Genomic DNA, 18,939 nt, shown 5'->3' with positions numbered 1-18,939 from the left:
ACAGGCTCGGGGGATGCCCTGGATACAACTCGTCATCTCGCTCGTCGCCGCCGTCGTCCTCACCTTCGTCATCTCGGCCGTCGTCGGCCTGGTCGTCGGCGTGGTCGCCAAGCGCAAGGAGTGGGCGCAGGCCTTCGTGACGCGCATGCGCCGCCCCTTCCGCGCCACGCTGCTCGTCGTGCTGCTCGTCGTCGCGCTGACCACGTCGTTCGACGCCCTGCTCCCCGCCGACTACCCGGGGGAGGGGTGGGTGTCACAGGCCTTCCGCTGCGCCGTCATCGTCGTCGTCGCCTGGTTCGTGGGTGCCCTCGCGATCTTCTTCGAGGACCTCGGCCTGTCGCGCTACCGGGTCGACACCCCCGACAACCGGGTGGCGCGTCGGGTCCGCACCCAGGTGCTCATCCTCCGACGGCTGACCGTGGCCCTGATCGTGATCCTGGCCGCGGGCACCGTGCTGCTCGGGTTCCCGGGGGTCGAGGCGGTCGGTGCGAGCGTCCTCGCGAGTGCGGGGCTGGTCTCGGTCGTCGCGGGCCTCGCGGCGCAGTCGACCCTGGCGAACGTCTTCGCGGGCATCCAACTGGCCTTCAGCGACGCCATCCGCATCGACGACGTCGTCGTGGTCGAGGGGCAGTGGGGCCTGATCGAGGAGATCACCCTGTCGTACGTCGTCGTCCACGTCTGGGACGACCGGCGTCTCGTGCTGCCGTCGACCTACTTCACGACCACGCCCTTCGAGAACTGGACGCGGCGCAACAGCGAACTGCTCGGAGCGGTCGAGTTCGACCTGGACTGGCGGGTCGACCCGGGGGCCATGCGGAAGGAGCTCGACGTGATCCTCGCGGGGACGGACCTCTGGGACGGACGCACCAAGGTGCTCCAGGTCACCGACGCCCAGGCCGGCTACGTGCGGGTGAGGGTGCTCGTCACGGCCAAGGACGCACCGACCCTGTTCGACCTGCGCTGCCTCGTCCGCGAGGACCTGATCGCCTGGCTGCACGCGAAGAGCCCGCAGTCGATCCCGCGGACGCGGGTGCAGATGGTCGAGGCCGAACCGGCGCCGAAGGGACGGGCCCACCGGTCGACGTCGGAGGCCTCCGCCCTGTTCAGCGGCGACAACGCCGACTCCGAACGCACGGCGCTCTTCACGGCGGCCATCCCGATCCACGACGTCGCCGAGTACCAGGCCTCGCTCGGCGCCGAGGCGGAACACGACCCGCACGTCGCGGGACGACCCGGTGGCCTGCCGACCGGCCGTCCCGACGGCGATCCGGCCGGGCCGACGCCCGGCGTCGACGGGCGTCGCTGACGCGACCACACGGACAAGGAGGCGCGCCCCGCCAGAGCAAGACGCGCCTCCTCGGTGTCTCGGCAGACGTCAGTCGTCGTCGTTCGCGGCCTCGATGACGTTGCCCACGGCGATCGCGGTCGACGCCGCCCAGCTGATCGCCATGAGGGCGAGTCGCCAGTCACGAGGGCCGGCGCTCAGGCTCTTGAGGAGGCTGATGCCGGAGAAGATCGCGCTGATGATCGCGCCGTTGAAGAGGAATTTGCGCACGGTGGGGCTCCCAGGGGTCGTTTCGACCACGGTACCGCGTGACGTGGCACGAGTCCGGGTGGGGGTAGGTTGAGCTGCCCGGCGTCCCGTGCCGGTGCGTCCTGCGGTCGAAGGAGAATGCCGTGCGCACTGCCCTGCTCGGAGGCGTGTTCGTGTTGCTCGGCCTCGTGGCCGTGTTCACCGGCGTCCTGACCGGTGACGAACTGCTCGCGCTCGTCGAACGGGTCGCGCCCGTGCTCGGCTTCGTCGTCGGCCTGACGATCGTCGCGGAGCTCGCGGCGGAGGCCGGACTCTTCTCGTGGCTGGCGTCCGCCTCGGCCCGGCTGGCCGGAGGGCGGGTGCTCGTGCTGTGGCTCCTGGTCGTGGCGCTCGCGGTGCTCTGCACGGTGTTCCTCTCGCTCGACACGACGGCGGTGCTGCTCACGCCGGTGGTCGTGATCGTGGCCCGGCATGCCGGCCTGCCGCCGATGCCGTTCGCGCTGACGACGGTGTGGCTCGCGAACTGCGCCTCGATGCTGTTGCCGGTCTCGAACCTCACCAACCTGCTCGCGCTGCACGAGCTCGGATCACCGGCCCCGGTGCAATTCGCCGCCTTGGTCGCACCGGCCGCCGTGGTGGGCGTCGTCGTCCCCGTCGTGGCCATCGGACTGCGCTACCGCCGTCAGCTGGTCGGCCGGTTCGAGGCGCCGGCGTCCGAGCCCGTGGCCGACCGCGTGCTCTTCGGCGTCGCCGCGGTCGCGACGGGGCTGCTCGTGCCGGCCCTGGTCTCGGGCGTCGAGGTCTGGATCCCCGCCGCCGTCGCGGCGCTCGTGCTCGTCGTCACCACGGCCGTCCGCCGCCGCGGCGTCCTCCGACTCGGGCTGGTGCCGTGGGGCACGCTGCTCTTCGCCGGCGGGCTGTTCCTCGTCGTCGAGGCCGCTCACTCGCTCGGCCTGGCGGACCTGCTCGGAGCCGTCGTGGGCACCGGCGACCAATTGCCCGACCTGCTGCGACTGGCGGGCGGCAGCGCGGTGGCCGCGAACGTGGCCAACAACCTCCCGGCCTACCTCGCCCTCGAGCCGGTGGCCGGGTCGCCGCTGCGGCTCGTCGCCGTGCTCGTCGGGGTCAACATCGGCTGCCTCGTGACGCCGTGGGCCTCGCTCGCCACGCTGCTCTGGCACTCGCGCTTGTCGTCGATGGGCGTCGAGGTCGCCTGGGGGCGGTTCGTGCTCGCCGGCCTCGGGGTGGCGGCGGTCGCCGTGCCGCTCGCGGTCGTCGCGACGGTGCTGTTCGTCTGAGGGTCCCGGGCGCTCGGGCCCGACGCGGGTGCGGTCGCGAGGTGACGGCGCGCGAAGGCGAGCGTCCGCCGGAGCTGGCCGAGCCGCGCCTCCTCGTCCCCGTCGGTGTGCACCTCGGCGGCGACGGTGCCGGCCCACCCCGACCGGGCCAGGTGGGTGAGCACCTCGGCGACCGGCTGCGTGCCGAGACCCGGCACCCGGTGCTGGTCGTGCAGCCCGCCGGGGCGGGACGAGACGACGCCGTCGGTCAGGTGGACGTGGCGCAACCTCGGCCCGAGCGCCAGGGCGAGGTCGAGCGCGTCGCGCCCGGCGACGGCGGCGTGCGAGAAGTCGAGGGTGGCCGCCTCCACGTCGAGGGACGAGGGGTCGTGTCCCGGGCGGTAGGGGTCGAACCCGGCCGGCCCGAACCTCACGGGGAACATGTTCTCGACGGCGAGGGTGACGCCCGTCTCGGTCGCGATCTCGCGGACGGCGTCGACGAAGCGCGCCGCGTAGGACCGCTGCCAGACGAACGGCGGATGGACGACGACGGTCGTGGCGCCCAGCTCGCGGGCCAGTCCGGCCGAGCGCCGCAGCTTGTCGACCTGGTCACGACCGAAGGCGAAGTGCGCGACGGGCAGGACGGGGGCGTGCACCGAGAGCACGGGCAGGCCCCACCGGGCGGTCGCCGCGCGGATCAGCTCGGGGCGTCGGGTCGCCCGGTCGGCCGTCACCATCACCTCGACCCCGTCGAAGCCGGTGAGCCGCGCGAGCCGGAAGGCCTCGTCGGTCGACAGCGGGAAGACGCAGGACGTGCTCATTCCGACCGTGATCACGCGGCCAGGCTACGACCGGGGCGTCTCGGCGGCGTCGACCTCGCGGTGAACAGTGCGGGAACGGCGGGCTACAGCCAGTCGCGGCGCTTGAACTGCCACCAGAGCAGGCCGCCGATCGCCACGATCAGCACGCACGAGGTGACGAAGCCGGCGGCGGACTGGAACCCCGGATACGGCACGTTCTGCCCGTAGAACCCGGTGATCGCCGTGGGCACCGCGATGATGGCCGCCCAGCTCGTCACCTTCTTCATGATGAGGTTCATGCGGTTGGACTGCAGGTTGAGGTTCGTGTCGAGGATGGTCGAGACGAGGTCGCGCAGGGAGTCGTTCTGCTCGGCCACGCGCAGCACGTGGTCGTAGACGTCCTGGAAGTACGGGTGCATGGCGGAGTCGACCTCCTTCAGGTCGCGGCGCAGCAGCGTGTTCAGCACCTCGCGCATCGGCGACGCGACCCGCCGCAGCTGGACGAGGCTCTTCCGCAGGGCGAACGAGCGCTTCTGCACGTCGATGGTCCGGGGCGCGGGGTCGAAGAGGTCGTCGGCGATGCCCTCGATCTCGTCGTCCAGCGCATCCGTGGCGTCGAAGTGCCGGTCCACGACGCAGTCGAGCAGACCCCAGAGGAAGTACGAGACGCCGTGCGACGCCAGGTCGCGGTTCTGGTCGAAGGTCGCCTGCAGCCGGGTGACGTCGAACTCCGGATGGTGGATCGTCACGAGGGCGCGCTCCGTGATGAACGCCTTCACCTCGCTCGTGTCGAGCACGCCGCTGGCCCGGTCGAACCGCACGTCGTAGAGAGCCGTGAACAGATGGTTGTCGTAGCGGTCGACCTTGGGCCGCTGTCCGTCCTGCAGTGCGTCCTCGACGGCGAGCTCGTGCAGTCCGAGTTCGTCCTCGAGCGAGGCGAGGTCGCCGGCGGTCGGGTCGGTGAGGTCGATCCACACGTGGCAGCCGTCCGTCTCCAGGTGGTCGCTCACCTCGTGCAGCGGGAAGTCGTGGGCGATCAGCTCGCCCCCTCGGTAGGCGCGCGTGACGATGGTCGTGTCGGGACGGGCGCCGTCGTCGGCGGGGCCGCGGGGCCCCTCGGTGCGCGGGGGACGGGTGTCGGTCATGGGGCGCATGCTATTCCCGTGACCTCTTACACGAAGCAGCGTGCCGACGCCCCCGCCGGCTTCTTCGAGGCCGAGGCGGCCGGTCTCGCCTGGCTCGCCGAGGCCACGCCCCGAGGAGGCGCGCGCACGGTCGGCGTCCAGGCCGCGTCCCCGGGGCGCATCGACCTCGATCCCGTGCACGAGGTCCGTCCCCCGGCGGAGGCCGCACGGGCCTTCGGCGAGGCCCTCGCGGTGACCCACGCGAGCGGTGCGGAGGCGTTCGGTGCGCCTCCTCGGGGGTGGGCGGGGCCGTGCTTCATCGGCAGCCGTCCGATGACGGTGCGACCGAAGGCGACCTGGGGGGTCTTCTACGCCGAGCAGCGGGTCCTGCCCTACGCCCGCGTCGCCGTCCGGGCGGGCGGTCTCGACCGGGCGGGCCTCGAGGTCGTCGAGCGAGCCTGCCGCCTCGTCGCCGAGGGCGCGTTCGACGACGACCTGCCCCCGGCCCGCCTCCACGGGGACCTGTGGGCCGGCAACGCGCTCTTCGACGCCGGGGGAGTCGTGCTCATCGACCCGGCCGCCCACGGCGGTCATCCCGAGACCGACCTGGCGATGCTGGCCCTGTTCGGCTGCCCGCACCTCGAGGACGTGCTGGCGGGCTACGAGGCGCGCTCGCCACTGGGCGAGGGGTGGCGGGGTCGCGTGCCGCTGCACCAGCTCCACCCGTTGGCCGTGCACGCCGCCGGACACGGGCCGAGCTACGGGTCGTCCCTCGTGCGGGCCGCCGAGGCGACCCTGCGCCTCGTCTGACGATCGTCCGGGTGGGGTACGCCGGTCGCCAGGAGCCGTCTGGGGCACCGCTGATAATCTGGCCGTCCCGCGTTCGTGCGGGCGATGCGACAGGAGCCGACCCACCCCATGCCCGACACCCCCGAACGTTACGGCTTCGTCGTCGTCTCCAACCGCCTCCCCGTCGACCGGGTCATCGCCGACGACGGGTCGGCGTCGTGGCAGCACTCGCCCGGGGGTCTCGTCACCGCCCTCGAACCCGTCATGAAGGCCAACGACGGGGCGTGGGTGGGCTGGGCGGGCCAACCCGACCTCGAGTTCGAGCCCTTCGAGTCCGACGGCATCGAGATCGTCCCCGTGCCGCTCAGCGCCGACGAGGTGCAGCGCTACTACGAGGGCTTCAGCAACGACACGCTCTGGCCGCTCTACCACGACGTCATCGCCGCTCCGACCTACCACCGGGTCTGGTGGGAGTCCTACGTGCAGGTCAACCAGCGATTCGCCGACCGCGCGGCCGAGATCACCGAAGAGGGCGGCACCATCTGGGTGCAGGACTACCAGCTGCAGCTCGTGCCGAAGATGCTGCGCGAGGCCCGACCCGACGTCACCATCGGGTTCTTCAACCACATCCCGTTCCCGCCGCTCGGCATCTTCTCTCAGCTGCCCTGGCGGCAGCAGATCGTCGAGGGCCTGCTCGGTGCCGACGTCATCGGCTTCCAGCGGGCGGACGACGCGTCGAACTTCTCCCGCGCCGTCCGCCACCTGCTCGGGTACTCGACGACGCGCCCCTACATCGAGGTCCCGGTCGACGACGAGTCCGCGCCGGTCTCGCGCCGGGGCACCAAGGTCCGCCGGGTGCTGGCGAAGCACTTCCCGATCTCGATCGACGCCGCCAGCTACGAAGAGCTCGCCGCGCGCCCCGACGTGCAGGCCAGGGCCCGCGAGATCCGCGAGGGCCTCGGCAACCCCAAGACGATCATGCTCGGCGTCGACCGTCTCGACTACACGAAGGGCATCCGGCACCGCATGAAGGCGTTCGGCGAGCTGCTCGCCGACGGTCGGCTCAGCGTCGAGGACGCCACGCTCGTGCAGGTCGCGAGCCCGAGCCGTGAGCGGGTCGAGACCTACAAGCTGCTGCGCGACGAGATCGAGCTCACCGTCGGCCGCGTGAACGGCGACTACGGCACCATGAGCCACACGGCCATCAGCTACCACCACCACGGCTACCCGCGCGAAGAGATGGTGGCGTTGTACCTCGCCGCCGACATCATGCTGGTCACGGCCCTCCGCGACGGCATGAACCTGGTCGCGAAAGAGTACGTGGCGGTGCGGCGCGACAACGACGGCGTGCTCGTGCTCAGCGAGTTCGCCGGCGCGGCCGACGAGCTCAAGAGCGCCCTGCTGATCAACCCGCACGACATCGGCGGCCTCAAGAACACCATCATGCGCGCCGTCGAGATGCCCAAGCGCGACCGCACCACCCGCATGCGGGCCCTGCGCCGTCGCGTCCTCGAGAACGACGTGGCCAAGTGGTCGGCGTCCTTCCTGCAGGCCCTCGAGAACGTACGACCCGGGCAGCAGATCACGCCCGCCCCGGCCCCGGCGACGACGGACGGTGACGTCTCGTGACCGGTTCCGACCCCCTGGCCCTGAGCGATGCGCTCGGTCGTCTCGCGACGACCCCGCGCCTCCTCGTCGCGCTCGACTTCGACGGCACCCTGGCGCCCGAGGTCGACGCGCCCCTGCGGGCCCGGGCGTTGCCCGCGGCCCTGGACGCGATCATGCGCCTGTCGGCACTCGACCAGACCACCGTCGCCCTCGTGTCCGGGCGCGACCTCGCCTCGTTGATCGAGGTCAGCCAGACCCCCGACGAGGTGCTGTTGGTCGGCTCGCACGGCATCGAGGTCCGGGTCGACGGTCACGAGACCTCGTTGAGCGACGACGAGAAGGCCGGCCGTGCGCGCTTGTCCGACGCCGTCCACGGTGTGGCCGAGGGGCGTGAGGGCGTCTTCGTCGAAGAGAAACCCGCAGGCCTCGCCCTGCACACGAGGCTCGCGGACGCCGCGACCACCGAGGCCGTCCACACGGCGGCCCGCGAGGCCGTCGAGGCGCTCGGCGGCATGCACGAGCGCGTGGGCAAGAACGTCCTCGAGTTCGCCGTCCGGGCGACCGGCAAGAACGACGGCATCGACCGGCTCCGGGAGGCCGTCCAGGCCACGGGCGTCCTCTACGCCGGGGACGACGTCACCGACGAGGACGGCTTCCGGGCACTCGGCGAGGGTGACCTGTCGATCAAGGTCGGCCCGGGCGAGACGGGGGCGATGCATCGCGTCGCCGACCCCGCCGCCGTGGCGGACCTGCTCGTCGAACTGGCCGGCCTGCGTGGGCATCTCGGTCATGCCTGAGCGCGCATGCCTTGAACGGGTGTGATGTCCGGGTCTGAGCATTCCCAGGCGACTGCAAGGTAGTCTGGACACCCCGCCGCGACTCCCCGCCGCCGCTCAGCCGAGCCGGTCCGACGAGGTCGCCAGCCGACGGAGGTCCTCGTGATCGTAGTCCTGACAGCGTTCGCCGTGGCGGCCGTCGTCGTGGCCTGCGTCGGCGGACGACTCGGCCGTTCGCTCTTCCTCTGGGCGTCCGTCGTCCCCTTCGCCGCCTTCGCCTTCACGGCCCTCCAGGGGCCCGCCGTGTTGTCGGGCGAGGTGCCCACCGAGGCCGTGCCGTGGATTCCGCAGCTCGCCATCTCGCTCACCCTCCGCATGGACGTCCTCGCCTGGGTCCTCGCGCTCGTCGTCACGGGCATCGGCGGCCTCGTGCTCGTCTACTGTGCGCGCTACTTCGAGCGGGACGAGGCCGGTCGGGCACGCTTCGCCGCCGTGCTGGTGGCCTTCGCCGGAGCGATGTACGGCCTCGTCACGAGCGACGACGTGTTCGTCCTGTTCGTCTTCTGGGAGGCCACGAGCGTCTTCTCGTACCTGTTGATCGGGCACTACACGGCGAAGCAGGCCAGCCGCGGGGCCGCGTTGCAGGCGCTCATCGTGACGACCGCGGGCGGGCTCGCGATGCTCGTCGGCCTCGTGATCCTCGCCGTCCAGGGCGGCACGAGCTCGTTGTCCCAGCTCGTCGAGCAGCCACCCACCGGGACGGTCGTCACGGTCGCCGTCGTGCTCGTACTCGTCGGGGCGCTGTCGAAGTCGGCACTCGTGCCGTTCCACTTCTGGCTCCCGGCCGCGATGGCGGCTCCGACGCCGGTCAGTGCCTACCTGCACGCCGCCGCGATGGTCAAGGCCGGCATCTACCTCGTCGCCCGTCTCGCCCCCGGCTACCACGACCAGCCCGGCTGGCAAGAGATCATCGTCACCGTCGGGGTGGTCACGATGGTCCTCGGCGGGTACCGCGCGCTCCGTCAGCACGACCTCAAGCTCGTCCTGGCCTACGGCACGGTGAGCCAACTCGGCTTCCTGACGATCGTGGTGGGGTTCGGCACCCGCGACGCAGCCCTCGCCGGGCTCGCCCTGCTGGTCGCCCACGCCCTGTTCAAGTCGACGCTCTTCCTCGTGGTGGGGGTCATCGACCACCGGGCGGGCACGCGAGACCTGCGCAAGCTCTGCGGGCTCGGTCGACAGGCTCCCGTCCTCCTCGTGGTGACGCTCCTCGCCCTCGCCTCGATGGCCGGCGTGCCGCCGACCTTCGGCTTCGTCGCGAAGGAGGCCGTGCTCACGGCCCTTTACGACGACGCCGTGACCGGGTCGGCCTGGGGCGTCGTCGCCCTGGTCGGCGTCGTCGTCGGCTCGATCCTGACCACCGCCTACAGCCTGCGGTTCCTCTGGGGGGCCTTCGGTCGCAAGAAGGGCGTCGAGCCGGTCGACTTCGTCCGTGAGCACGTCGACTTCTTGGCGTCGCCGATCGTCCTCGCCGTCGCCGGCCTGGTGCTCGGCCTCGTCTCGTACCAGGTCGGTCCGGTCTTCGCTCGTTATGCCGACACGCTCCCCGCGGCCCCGGGCGAGCACGGCCCCTACTACCTGGCGCTCTGGCACGGTCTCGAGCCCGCGCTCGGCTTCACGGCGGTCTCGCTCGGGGTCGGGGCCCTCCTCTTCTGGCAGCGCGACCGGGTGTCGCAGGTGCAGAAGGCCGTCTCGTTCCTGCCCCGCGCCTCCGACGGGTACGTGCGGATCATGGCGACCATCGACCGGACGGCGTCGCGGACGACCGCGACGACGCAGCGCGGTTCGTTGCCCTTCTACCTCGCCACCATCCTCGTCGTGTTCATCGCCTCGTCGGTGGTGACGCTGGCGCTCAACAGCGACTGGCCGACCACCGCCGTGCTCTGGGACTACCCGGCGCAGCTGGCCATCGGCGGGTTGATGATCATCGGTGCCATCGCGTCGGCGCTCTCCAACAAGAGATTCCAGGCCGTCGTCCTGGTCGGGGTGACCGGCTACGGCATGGCCGCGCTCTTCGCGCTGCACGGGGCCCCCGACCTGGCCCTGACGCAGGCGCTGATCGAGACCATCACCCTCATCGCGTTCGTCCTCGTGCTGCGTCGGCTGCCGGCCCGTCTGGGCGAGCGCAACGGCCGCACCCACCGGGCGATCCGGGCCGTCATCGGCATCTCGGTCGGGTCCGTCATGGCCGCCATCGCCGTGGTCGCCCTGGGGGCACGCTCGATCCCCACGGTCTCGGGTGCCTTCCCCGACCTCGCCGTCGACGGCGGTCACGGCCGCAACGTCGTCAACGTGACGCTCGTCGACATCCGCGGATGGGACACCATGGGCGAGATCGCCGTCCTCATCGTCGCCGCGACCGGTGTCGCGAGCCTGGTCTTCCTGACCTCCCGCGCCGACGTCCTGCCCCGGCCCGAGCGGCGCACGCGTGCCCAGCGGTTCCTGGCACGGGTCCGGCCCGTGCGCGAGCCGGCACCCGTCGTGCCCGTCGGTGGGGCGACGGCGCAGATCGGCGACAGCACCGAGGGCGATCGCCGCGCCTGGTTGCTGGCCGGGCGCAAACTCGCCCCGCAGAACCGGTCGATCCTGCTCGAGGTGGTCGTGCGCCTGATCTTCCACGCCATCATCGTCGTCTCGATCTACCTGCTCTTCGCCGGTCACAACCTGCCCGGCGGCGGCTTCGCCGGCGGTCTGGTGGCGGGCTTCGCCTTCGTGGCCCGGTACCTCGCGGGCGGTCGGTACGAACTCGGTGCGGCCGCACCCCTCGATGCCGGCAAGCTCCTCGGTGCCGGTCTGCTGACGGTCGCCGCGACGGCACTCGTCCCGCTCTTCTTCGGCGTCGACGCCCTGACCTCGACCTGGGTCGAGGCCGAGGTGCCGTTGCTCGGCCACGTCGAGTTCGTCACGTCGACCTTCTTCGACGTCGGCGTCTACCTGGTCGTCGTCGGGCTCGTCCTCGACGTGCTCCGGAGCCTCGGAGCCGAGGTCGACCGTCAAGAAGAAGAGGACGCGTTCGGCCACCCGAGCGAGGTGTCCGAACCCGAAGAGGAGGCGCTCCCCGTGTCCGTCGCCGGTACGCCCCCGACCGAGCGGGGCCGCGCATGAGCGTCTCCCTCGTCCTGATCGTCGTCATGGCCGCGCTGTACGCCTGCGGCGTCTACCTGCTGCTCGAGCGCAGCATGACCCGTGTGCTGCTGGGTTTCCTGCTCGTCGGGAACGCCACCAACATCCTCATCCTCCTCATGTCCGGCCGACGCGGCGCGGCCCCCGTGGTCGACGGCCAGGCCGATCCGACCGACTTCGCCGACCCGCTGCCGCAGGCGTTCGTGCTGACGGCCATCGTCATCACCTTCGGCATCTCGGCCTTCATGCTCGCGTTGATCTACCGGTCGTGGCGGCTGGCCCAGGGCGACACCCTCGCGGACGACGCCGAAGACCTCGAGATCGGGCGTCGCGGCGTCCCGGCCGAAGAAGAGTCCGAACAGGGCGACGGTGACGACGAGGCGGGTGGCGACAGCGAGTTCGGCAGCCGTGCCGAAGCGGCCGTGCCGACGGACGACCGGCCGCTGCGCGACGACCGGCCTCACCACGACGAGAAGGGGCACCGAGCATGAACCCCAGCTACCTCGTGCCGCTCGTCGTCCTCATCCCGCTGCTCGGAGCCGCGGCGGCCCTGATCGCCGGTCGGCGGCCCCGCTCGCAGGCCGTGGTCTCGATCGTCGCCCTGGCGCTCGTCGTCGTCATCAGCCTGGTGCTGCTCGTGGTCGTCGACACGCACGGAGCGATCGCCGTGCAGGTGGGTGGTTGGCAGGCGCCGTTCGGCATCACGCTCGTCGTCGACCGTCTCGCCGCTCTCATGCTCAGCATCTCGTCGATCGTCCTGCTGGCGGTGTTCGTGTTCTCGGTCGGGCAGGGCCAGGCCGACGGTGACGGCGAGGCCCCGGTCTCGATCTACAACCCGACCTACCTCATCCTCGCCACGGGCGTGTTCAACGCCTTCATCGCGGGTGACCTCTTCAACCTCTACGTGGGCTTCGAGATCCTCCTGGTGGCCAGCTACGTGCTGATCACCCTCGGCGGCACCGAGCAGCGCATCCGGGCCGGCGTGGTCTACATCGTCGTCAGCCTGGTGTCGTCCGTCCTGTTCCTCGCCTCCATCGCGATGATCTACGGAGCGCTCGGCACGGTCAACATCGCCGACATCGCCCAGAAGATGGACACCATTCCGCCCGACGTGCAGACGATCATCCACGTCATGCTGCTCACGGCGTTCGGCATCAAGGCGGCGATCTTCCCGCTGTCGTTCTGGCTGCCCGACTCGTACCCGACCGCTCCCGCCCCCGTCACCGCCGTGTTCGCCGGCCTGCTGACCAAGGTGGGCGTCTACGCCATCATCCGCACCGAGACGGTGCTGTTCGTCGAGAGCAACGTCAACGTCTACCTGCTGATCATCGCGTTGCTGACGATGATCGTGGGCATCCTCGGTGCCGTGGCCCAGGCCGACATCAAGCGTCTGCTCTCGTTCACCCTGGTCAGCCACATCGGCTACATGATCTTCGGCATCGCACTCGGGACCGTCGAGGGCCTGGCCGCCACGATCTACTACGTCGTGCACCACATCACGGTCCAGACCACGCTCTTCCTCGGGGCGGGCCTGATCGAACGGCGAGGCGGCACGGCGTCGATCACCCGCCTGGGCGGTCTCCTCAAGGCGGCACCGATCGTCGCCGTCCTCTTCTTCATCCCGGCCCTCAACCTGGGCGGCATCCCGCCGTTCTCCGGTTTCATCGGCAAGGTCGCGCTCTTCGAGGCCGGTGCCCGGCTCGACGATCCCCTCGTGTACGTCCTCATCGGAGCCGGGGCCCTCACGTCGCTGCTGACGCTCTACGCGCTCATGCGTGCCTGGAACCTCGCGTTCTGGCGCCCGAAAGCCGATGTCGACGACCACGAGTCACCCTTCACCGAGCACCTCGAGGAGGCCCCGGGTCGGGTGGCCGTCCAGCGACGTCGCACCAACCCCCGCACCATGGTGGGCGCGACCGCGGGCATGGTGCTCGTCTCGCTCGCCCTGACGTTCGCTGCCGGCCCGCTCTACGGCGTCGCCGAACGTGCGGCCGGCCGGGTCTACGGCTCGAACGACTACGTGCAGACGGTCTTCCCGGGCGGTCAGGGCGAGACGACGTCCGACCCGTCGTCGCCCGAGCCCGAACCCGCCTCGGACTCCGCAGACGAGGGGAGCACCCCGTGACCGGCCGTCCCACCCGCGGCGAGGTCGGCCGCAGCCTCGCCCGGCAGCTCCCCCTGCTCGTCGGACTGGTCGTCCTCTGGATGGCCTTGTGGAACCAGTTCACCGTCCTGGCCTTCGTCACCGGCGTCGCCGTGGCGCTGCTCGTGACCCGGGTGTTCTTCCTGCCCCCGGTCGAACTGAGCGGCCGGTTCAACCTCTGGTACGCCGTGGTCTTCCTGGCGCACTTCGTGGTCGACCTGGTGCGCGCCTCCGTCATCGTCGCCTGGCAGGCCGTCCGACCTCGCGGCGTGACCTCGAACGCGATCGTCGCGGTGCAGCTGCACACGAGGTCGGACTTCATCATGACCCTCGTCGCCGAGGCGATCTCGCTCGTCCCCGGGTCGCTCGTGGTCGAGGCCGACCGCGAGCGGTCGATCCTCTACCTGCACGCCCTCGCGGTCGAGGACCTCGCCGGTGTCGAGGGCGTCCGCGACGGCGTCCTGGTCGTCGAGGCCCGCCTCGTCCGGGTGCTCGGCAGCGACGACGACCGCCGTCGCATCGCGGAGGGCACCCCGGCCGCGGCCGAGGTCCACGAAGCGGTAAGCCGTTCCTCGTCCCACGAAGGAGGTCCCTCGTGACCGTCGTCGCCTACGTCGTCGGAGCGCTCTTCGCGTTCGCCGGCCTCGCGTCGGTCATCCGCATCGTGCGGGGGCCGTCGATCCTCGACCGCATGATCGCGTCCGACATGCTGCTGACCACCCTGATCTGCGTCCTCGCCGCCGACATGGTCTTCAACGGCCACACCCGGACCATCCCGGTCATCCTCGCCCTCGCGCTGACGGCCGTCCTCGGCTCCATCACGGTCGCGCGCTACGTCTCGAAGCAGGATCCCTCGTGATCCCCGAGACGGTCTACGACGTGGCGGCCTCGGTCATGCTCATCGGCGGGGCGCTGCTCTCGGTCGCGGCAGGCATCGGCCTCCTGAGGTTCCCCGACGCCCTGTCGCGCATGCACGCCGCGACCAAGCCGCAGATCTTCGGCCTCATCCTGGTCCTGGCGGCGATCGCGCTCGACCAGCACACCGTGGGGACGATCGCGTCCCTGCTCGTCGTCCTCGTCTTCCAGATGCTCACCGCACCCATCTCGGCGCACATGATCGGTCGGGCGGGGTACCGCAACGGCGACCTCCTGCGCGATCGGTTGGTCGTGGACGAACTCGACGACGCCGTGGCCCGGGCAGCCGGCGAGATCGCCGAGACGACCGAGGGCGACGTCGCCGATCTCGACGTGTCCGACCTGCCCGTCGGGTCGGCCGACGCGTTGGCCGTCGAGATGGACCGGGTCGGGGACTCGTCAGGGCTCGACGACAGCGAGGGTGACGACGACGCCCGCGACCACGAGGGTCGGCGGACGCGGTCGACCGGAGACGCCGCGGGGGAGCCGGGCGAGCTCTGAGGCCGTCGGCGACGGTGGACGGCGCGAGCGCGGGCACGCCCTAAACTCGACCCATGCCAGAGAAGCCCACCCCGGACGGGATCGACATCAAACCGCGCAGCCGCGTCGTCACCGACGGCGTCGAGGCCACCACGTCGCGAGGCATGCTCCGTGCCGTCGGCATGGGCGACGAGGACTGGAGCAAGCCCCAGATCGGCATCGCCAGCAGCTGGAACGAGATCACCCCCTGCAACCTGTCGCTCGACCGTCTGGCCCAGGGTGCCAAGGAAGGCGTCCACGCCGGGGGAGGGTACCCGCTCCAGTTCGGCACCGTCTCGGTGTCCGACGGCATCTCGATGGGCCACGAGGGCATGCACTTCTCGCTGGTCTCACGCGAGGTGATCGCCGACAGCGTCGAGGTCGTCATGAACGCCGAGCGGCTCGACGGGTCGGTGTTGCTCGCCGGTTGCGACAAGTCGCTGCCCGGCATGCTGATGGCCGCCGCCCGGCTCGACCTCGCCAGCGTCTTCCTCTACGCCGGCAGCGTCGCCCCCGGTTGGGTCAAGCTCAGCGACGGCACCGAGAAGAACGTCACGATCATCGACTCGTTCGAGGCCGTGGGCGCCTACAAGGCCGGCAACATGAGCGACGACGACCTGAAGGCGATCGAGTGCGCCATCGTGCCGGGCGAGGGTGCCTGTGGCGGGATGTACACGGCCAACACCATGGCCAGCGTCGCCGAGGCCCTCGGCATGAGCCTCCCCGGTTCGGCGGCCCCGCCGTCGGCCGACCGCCGCCGCGACTACTTCGCCCACCGTTCGGGCGAGGCCGTCGTCGAGATGCTCCGTCAGGGCATCACGACGCGTGACATCCTCACCAAGAAGGCGTTCGAGAACGCCATCGCCGTGGCGATGGCCTTCGGTGGCTCGACCAACGTCGTGTTGCACCTGCTCGCCATCGCGTACGAGGCCGAGGTCGACCTGACCATCGACGACTTCAACCGCATCGGCGACAAGGTGCCGCACATCGGCGACCTCAAGCCCTTCGGCAAGTACGTCATGAACGACGTCGACCGCATGGGTGGCGTCCCCGTCGTCATGAAGGCGCTGCTCGACGCGGGTCTGCTGCACGGCGACTGCCTCACCGTCACCGGCAAGACCGTCGCCGAGAACCTCGAGTCCATCAAGCCGAAGCCGCTCGACGGCGAGGTGCTGCGGACGCTCGACAACCCGATCCACGCGACCGGCGGCCTCACCGTCCTCAGCGGCTCGATGGCCCCCGAGGGCGCCGTCGTCAAGACGGCGGGCTTCGACGCGTCGGTGTTCGAGGGGCCGGCGAAGGTCTTCGAACGCGAACGTGGCGCCATGGACGCCCTCACCGAGGGGCGCATCGAGTCGGGCGACGTGGTCGTCATCCGCTACGAGGGCCCCAAGGGCGGCCCGGGCATGCGCGAGATGCTCGCCATCACCGCGGCCATCAAGGGCGCAGGGCTCGGCAAAGATGTACTACTGTTGACGGACGGACGATTCTCAGGCGGCACAACCGGCCTGTGCATCGGCCACATAGCACCCGAAGCGGTCGACTCCGGTCCGATCGCCTTCGTGCGCGATGGTGACTTGATTCGGGTCGACATCGCCGCTCGCTCGATCGACCTACTCGTCGACGCCGCAGAGCTGGAAGCCCGCCGAGACGGCTGGGCACCGCTTCCCCCGCGCTACACCCGCGGTGTCCTCGCGAAGTACGCACGCCAGGTCCGCTCCGCGGCCGAGGGCGCCGTCACCTACTGACGCGTCCCACCGCCGGCCGATCCGTCGCGACGTCGCACCCCGTGCACGGCCGCGTCCCGCACCGTCACCATCGATCACCGACCACGAACAGGGAACCGGCACTGATGCCTGCAGAGTCCACCCCCACGCCCGGCACCGCGACACGGACGGCCCGGCCGAGCGCCGGCGCGTCCGTCGGGGCGCCGACCGCGCCTCCCGTGCTGACCGGGTCGGGCGCCATCCTCAAGTCGCTCGAGCACCTGGGCGTGACCGACGTCTTCGGGTTGCCCGGCGGAGCCATCATCCCGTTCTACGACGAGTTGATGGCCTCGACGGCGATCCGACACATCCTGGTCCGCCACGAGCAGGGCGCCGGGCACGCCGCCGAGGGCTACGCCGCCGCGTCCGGTCGCGTCGGCGTCGCGATCGCGACGTCCGGCCCCGGCGCGACGAACCTCGTCACGGCCATCGCGGACGCCTACATGGACAGCATGCCGCTGCTGGCCATCACCGGGCAGGTCTTCTCGACCCTCATGGGCACCGACGCCTTCCAGGAGGCCGACATCGTCGGCATCACGATGCCGATCACGAAGCACTCGTTCCTGGTGACCAAGCCCGAGGACATCCCGGCGACGCTCGCCGCCGCGTACCAGATCGCGAGCACGGGGCGTCCCGGCCCGGTGCTCGTCGACATCACGAAGGACGCGCAGCAGAACAGCGCACCCTTCATCTGGCCGCCCGTCGTCGACCTGCCGGGCTACCGACCGGTGACGAGGGCGCACGGCAAGCAGATCACCGCCGCGGCCCAGATGATCGCCGACGCCAAGCAACCCGTCTTCTACGTCGGCGGCGGCGTGATCCGCGCCGGGGCGTCGGCCGAGCTCAAGGCCCTCGTCGAGCTCACCGGGGCTCCCGTCGTCACTACCCTGATGGCCCGCGGTGCGTTCCCCGACACCCACCCGCAACACCTCGGGATGCCCGGCATGCACGGCACGGTGCCGGCCGTGCTGGGACTCCAGGAGAGCGACCTCATCATCGCCCTCGGCGCGCGCTTCGACGACCGGGTGACCGGCAAGGCCGAGCTCTTCGCGCCCGGTGCCAAGGTCGTCCACGTCGACATCGACCCCGCCGAGATCTCGAAGATCCGCATCGCCGACGTGCCCATCGTGGGTGACGCCAAGGTCGTCATCCCCGACCTCACGAGCGCGTTCGCCGAGGTCACCGGTGGGGTCAAGCCCGACATCGCGGCCTGGTGGGAGCACCTCGAGGGTCTTCGCGAACAGTTCCCGCTCGGCTACACCCAGCCCGACGACGGCCTGCTGTCACCCCAGGCGATCATCCAGCGCATCGGGCAGCTCTCCGGCCCCGAGGCGATCTACGCCTCCGGCGTCGGCCAGCACCAGATGTGGGCGGCCCAGTTCATCGAGTACGAGCGCCCGCACGCCTGGCTCAACTCCGGAGGCGCGGGCACGATGGGCTATTCGGTCCCGGCCGCCATGGGTGCCAAGGTCGCCCAGCCCGACCGCGTGGTGTGGGCGATCGACGGCGACGGCTGCTTCCAGATGACCAACCAGGAGTTGGCCACCTGCGTCATCAACGACATCCCGATCAAGGTCGCGATCATCAACAACTCGTCGCTCGGCATGGTGCGGCAGTGGCAGACGCTCTTCTACGAGGGGCGCCACTCGTTCACCGACCTCAACACGGGTCACGAGACGCGCATGGTGCCGGACTTCGTCAAGCTCGCCGACGCCTACGGCGCCCTGGGCATCCGGGTCCGCACCGAGGACGAGGTCGACGCGGCCATCGAGCTCGCCCTCGCGACCAACGACCGCCCGGTCGTCATCGACTTCGTCGTCAGCCGCGACGCGATGGTCTGGCCGATGGTGCCGCAGGGGGTCTCGAACTCCGAGATCCAGCACGCCCGCGCCCTCGCTCCCGAGTGGGACGACGAGGCGCCGGGCACGAGCGCCTCCGACACCACCCGCGACGGCGACATGACCGGAGAACACGCATGAGCCACGTCCTGTCCCTGCTCGTCGAAGACAAGCCGGGTCTGCTGACCCGTGTCGCCGGCCTCTTCGCCCGGCGCGGCTTCAACATCGAGAGCCTCGCCGTCGGCAAGAGCGAGGTCGAGGGGCTGAGCCGCATCACGGTCGTCGTCGACGTCGAAGAACTGCCGCTCGAGCAGGTCACCAAGCAGCTGAACAAGCTCATCAACGTGATCAAGATCGTCGAGCTGGACTACTCGCAGTCCGTGCAGCGCGAGCACCTGCTGATCAAGGTGCGCGTCGACAACACGACCCGCTCGCAGGTGCTCGAGGCCGTCACCCTCTTCCGCGCCTCCGTGGTCGACGTGTCGACCGACGCCCTCGTCATCGAGGTCACGGGCGACACCGGCAAGACGACGGCGCTGCTCCGCGTGCTCGAGCCCTACGGCATCAAGGAGATCTCGCAGTCGGGCCTGTTGGCCATCGGCCGCGGCGCGAAGTCGATCACCGACCGCGTCTTCAAGAACTGAACCCGCGAGGGGTCGCGCACCGC

General features: G+C 70.7%; 16 protein-coding genes and 1 pseudogene. 14 read left to right on the top strand and 3 right to left on the bottom strand.

Annotated elements, in window-relative coordinates; genetic code table 11:
• The first annotated feature begins 13 nt into the window (after positions 1–13).
• A complete protein-coding gene (locus IFT36_RS01320; protein WP_082460288.1) occupies positions 14–1,306 on the top strand; it encodes a mechanosensitive ion channel family protein in 1,293 nt (430 codons plus the stop codon).
• 69 nt (positions 1,307–1,375) lie between these two features.
• Here IFT36_RS01320 and IFT36_RS01315 read toward each other — a convergent pair whose 3' ends face one another.
• On the bottom strand, positions 1,376–1,555 hold the full coding sequence (locus tag IFT36_RS01315) for a hypothetical protein (protein WP_043593989.1): 180 nt from the start codon (positions 1,553–1,555) through the stop codon (positions 1,376–1,378).
• 122 nt (positions 1,556–1,677) lie between these two features.
• Between IFT36_RS01315 and IFT36_RS01310 the strand changes: the two genes are divergently transcribed.
• Positions 1,678–2,832, top strand: a complete 1,155-nt coding sequence (locus IFT36_RS01310; RefSeq protein WP_056046260.1) for an SLC13 family permease — start codon at positions 1,678–1,680, stop codon at positions 2,830–2,832.
• A 71-nt stretch (positions 2,833–2,903) separates the two neighbouring features.
• Here the strand turns inward: IFT36_RS01310 and IFT36_RS01305 are convergent.
• Positions 2,904–3,632 (bottom strand): annotated as a pseudogene (locus tag IFT36_RS01305) (sugar phosphate isomerase/epimerase family protein); the annotation flags it as partial.
• An 83-nt stretch (positions 3,633–3,715) separates the two neighbouring features.
• Positions 3,716–4,756 carry a magnesium transporter CorA family protein gene (locus IFT36_RS01300; protein WP_200412238.1) on the bottom strand — a complete coding sequence of 347 codons (1,041 nt, stop codon included), beginning with the start codon at positions 4,754–4,756 and terminating at the stop codon, positions 3,716–3,718.
• An 18-nt stretch (positions 4,757–4,774) separates the two neighbouring features.
• Here IFT36_RS01300 and IFT36_RS01295 point away from each other — a divergent pair, with 18 nt between their 5' ends.
• The 12 genes from IFT36_RS01295 (at position 4,775) to ilvN (ending at position 18,916) form a co-directional block, all read left to right on the top strand.
• Complete coding sequence (locus IFT36_RS01295) at positions 4,775–5,545, top strand: fructosamine kinase family protein (protein WP_200412237.1); 771 nt, start codon at positions 4,775–4,777, stop codon at positions 5,543–5,545.
• Between the two features lie 108 nt (positions 5,546–5,653).
• The gene (gene otsA, locus IFT36_RS01290; RefSeq protein WP_200412236.1) at positions 5,654–7,153 is read left to right on the top strand and encodes an alpha,alpha-trehalose-phosphate synthase (UDP-forming); all 1,500 of its coding nucleotides are present in this window, start codon (positions 5,654–5,656) and stop codon (positions 7,151–7,153) included.
• Entirely contained in the window at positions 7,150–7,929 is a 780-nt protein-coding gene (gene otsB, locus IFT36_RS01285) for a trehalose-phosphatase (RefSeq protein ID WP_200412235.1), read from the top strand. The genes otsA and otsB overlap by 4 nt, the downstream gene beginning before the upstream one ends.
• A 141-nt stretch (positions 7,930–8,070) precedes the next feature.
• Positions 8,071–11,073 carry a Na+/H+ antiporter subunit A gene (locus IFT36_RS01280; RefSeq protein ID WP_200412234.1) on the top strand — a complete coding sequence of 1,001 codons (3,003 nt, stop codon included), beginning with the start codon at positions 8,071–8,073 and terminating at the stop codon, positions 11,071–11,073.
• Positions 11,070–11,582: a Na(+)/H(+) antiporter subunit C gene (locus IFT36_RS01275; protein WP_082460284.1), complete on the top strand. Its 513-nt coding sequence runs from the start codon at positions 11,070–11,072 to the stop codon at positions 11,580–11,582. Before IFT36_RS01280 ends, IFT36_RS01275 begins: the two co-directional genes overlap by 4 nt.
• Complete coding sequence (locus IFT36_RS01270; RefSeq protein WP_082460283.1) at positions 11,579–13,216, top strand: Na+/H+ antiporter subunit D; 1,638 nt, start codon at positions 11,579–11,581, stop codon at positions 13,214–13,216. The genes IFT36_RS01275 and IFT36_RS01270 overlap by 4 nt, the downstream gene beginning before the upstream one ends.
• Positions 13,213–13,833, top strand: a complete 621-nt coding sequence (locus IFT36_RS01265; RefSeq protein WP_056046254.1) for a Na+/H+ antiporter subunit E — start codon at positions 13,213–13,215, stop codon at positions 13,831–13,833. The genes IFT36_RS01270 and IFT36_RS01265 overlap by 4 nt, the downstream gene beginning before the upstream one ends.
• The gene (locus tag IFT36_RS16290; protein WP_054145652.1) at positions 13,830–14,093 is read left to right on the top strand and encodes an MrpF/PhaF family protein; all 264 of its coding nucleotides are present in this window, start codon (positions 13,830–13,832) and stop codon (positions 14,091–14,093) included. The genes IFT36_RS01265 and IFT36_RS16290 overlap by 4 nt, the downstream gene beginning before the upstream one ends.
• Positions 14,090–14,650 carry a monovalent cation/H(+) antiporter subunit G gene (mnhG, locus tag IFT36_RS16850; RefSeq protein WP_277958958.1) on the top strand — a complete coding sequence of 187 codons (561 nt, stop codon included), beginning with the start codon at positions 14,090–14,092 and terminating at the stop codon, positions 14,648–14,650. Before IFT36_RS16290 ends, mnhG begins: the two co-directional genes overlap by 4 nt.
• 53 nt (positions 14,651–14,703) lie before the next feature.
• A complete protein-coding gene (ilvD, locus tag IFT36_RS01250; protein ID WP_056046252.1) occupies positions 14,704–16,416 on the top strand; it encodes a dihydroxy-acid dehydratase in 1,713 nt (570 codons plus the stop codon).
• Positions 16,417–16,520: 104 nt separating this feature from the next.
• Positions 16,521–18,413 carry an acetolactate synthase large subunit gene (locus tag IFT36_RS01245; RefSeq protein WP_082460282.1) on the top strand — a complete coding sequence of 631 codons (1,893 nt, stop codon included), beginning with the start codon at positions 16,521–16,523 and terminating at the stop codon, positions 18,411–18,413.
• The gene (gene ilvN / locus IFT36_RS01240; RefSeq protein ID WP_043593980.1) at positions 18,410–18,916 is read left to right on the top strand and encodes an acetolactate synthase small subunit; all 507 of its coding nucleotides are present in this window, start codon (positions 18,410–18,412) and stop codon (positions 18,914–18,916) included. Before IFT36_RS01245 ends, ilvN begins: the two co-directional genes overlap by 4 nt.
• The last annotated feature ends 23 nt before the right edge of the window (positions 18,917–18,939 follow it).

This window comes from Frigoribacterium sp. CFBP 13605, assembly GCF_014839405.1.
In the GTDB taxonomy this organism is placed as follows: Bacteria; Actinomycetota; Actinomycetes; order Actinomycetales; family Microbacteriaceae; genus Frigoribacterium.
Note: the sequence above shows the minus strand (reverse complement) of the source record. Positions and strands in the feature narration are given on the sequence as shown.

What these genes read in the sequence shown, in the direction of transcription:
- IFT36_RS01320 (WP_082460288.1), top strand. Translation starts at nt 14, where the DNA reads ATGCCCTGGATACAACTCGTCATCTCGCTCGTCGCCGCCGTCGTCCTC.
- IFT36_RS01300 (WP_200412238.1), bottom strand. Translation starts at nt 4,756, where the DNA reads ATGACCGACACCCGTCCCCCGCGCACCGAGGGGCCCCGCGGCCCCGCC.
- otsA (WP_200412236.1), top strand. Translation starts at nt 5,654, where the DNA reads ATGCCCGACACCCCCGAACGTTACGGCTTCGTCGTCGTCTCCAACCGC.
- IFT36_RS01275 (WP_082460284.1), top strand. Translation starts at nt 11,070, where the DNA reads ATGAGCGTCTCCCTCGTCCTGATCGTCGTCATGGCCGCGCTGTACGCC.
- IFT36_RS01270 (WP_082460283.1), top strand. Translation starts at nt 11,579, where the DNA reads ATGAACCCCAGCTACCTCGTGCCGCTCGTCGTCCTCATCCCGCTGCTC.
- ilvD (WP_056046252.1), top strand. Translation starts at nt 14,704, where the DNA reads ATGCCAGAGAAGCCCACCCCGGACGGGATCGACATCAAACCGCGCAGC.
- IFT36_RS01245 (WP_082460282.1), top strand. Translation starts at nt 16,521, where the DNA reads ATGCCTGCAGAGTCCACCCCCACGCCCGGCACCGCGACACGGACGGCC.
- ilvN (WP_043593980.1), top strand. Translation starts at nt 18,410, where the DNA reads ATGAGCCACGTCCTGTCCCTGCTCGTCGAAGACAAGCCGGGTCTGCTG.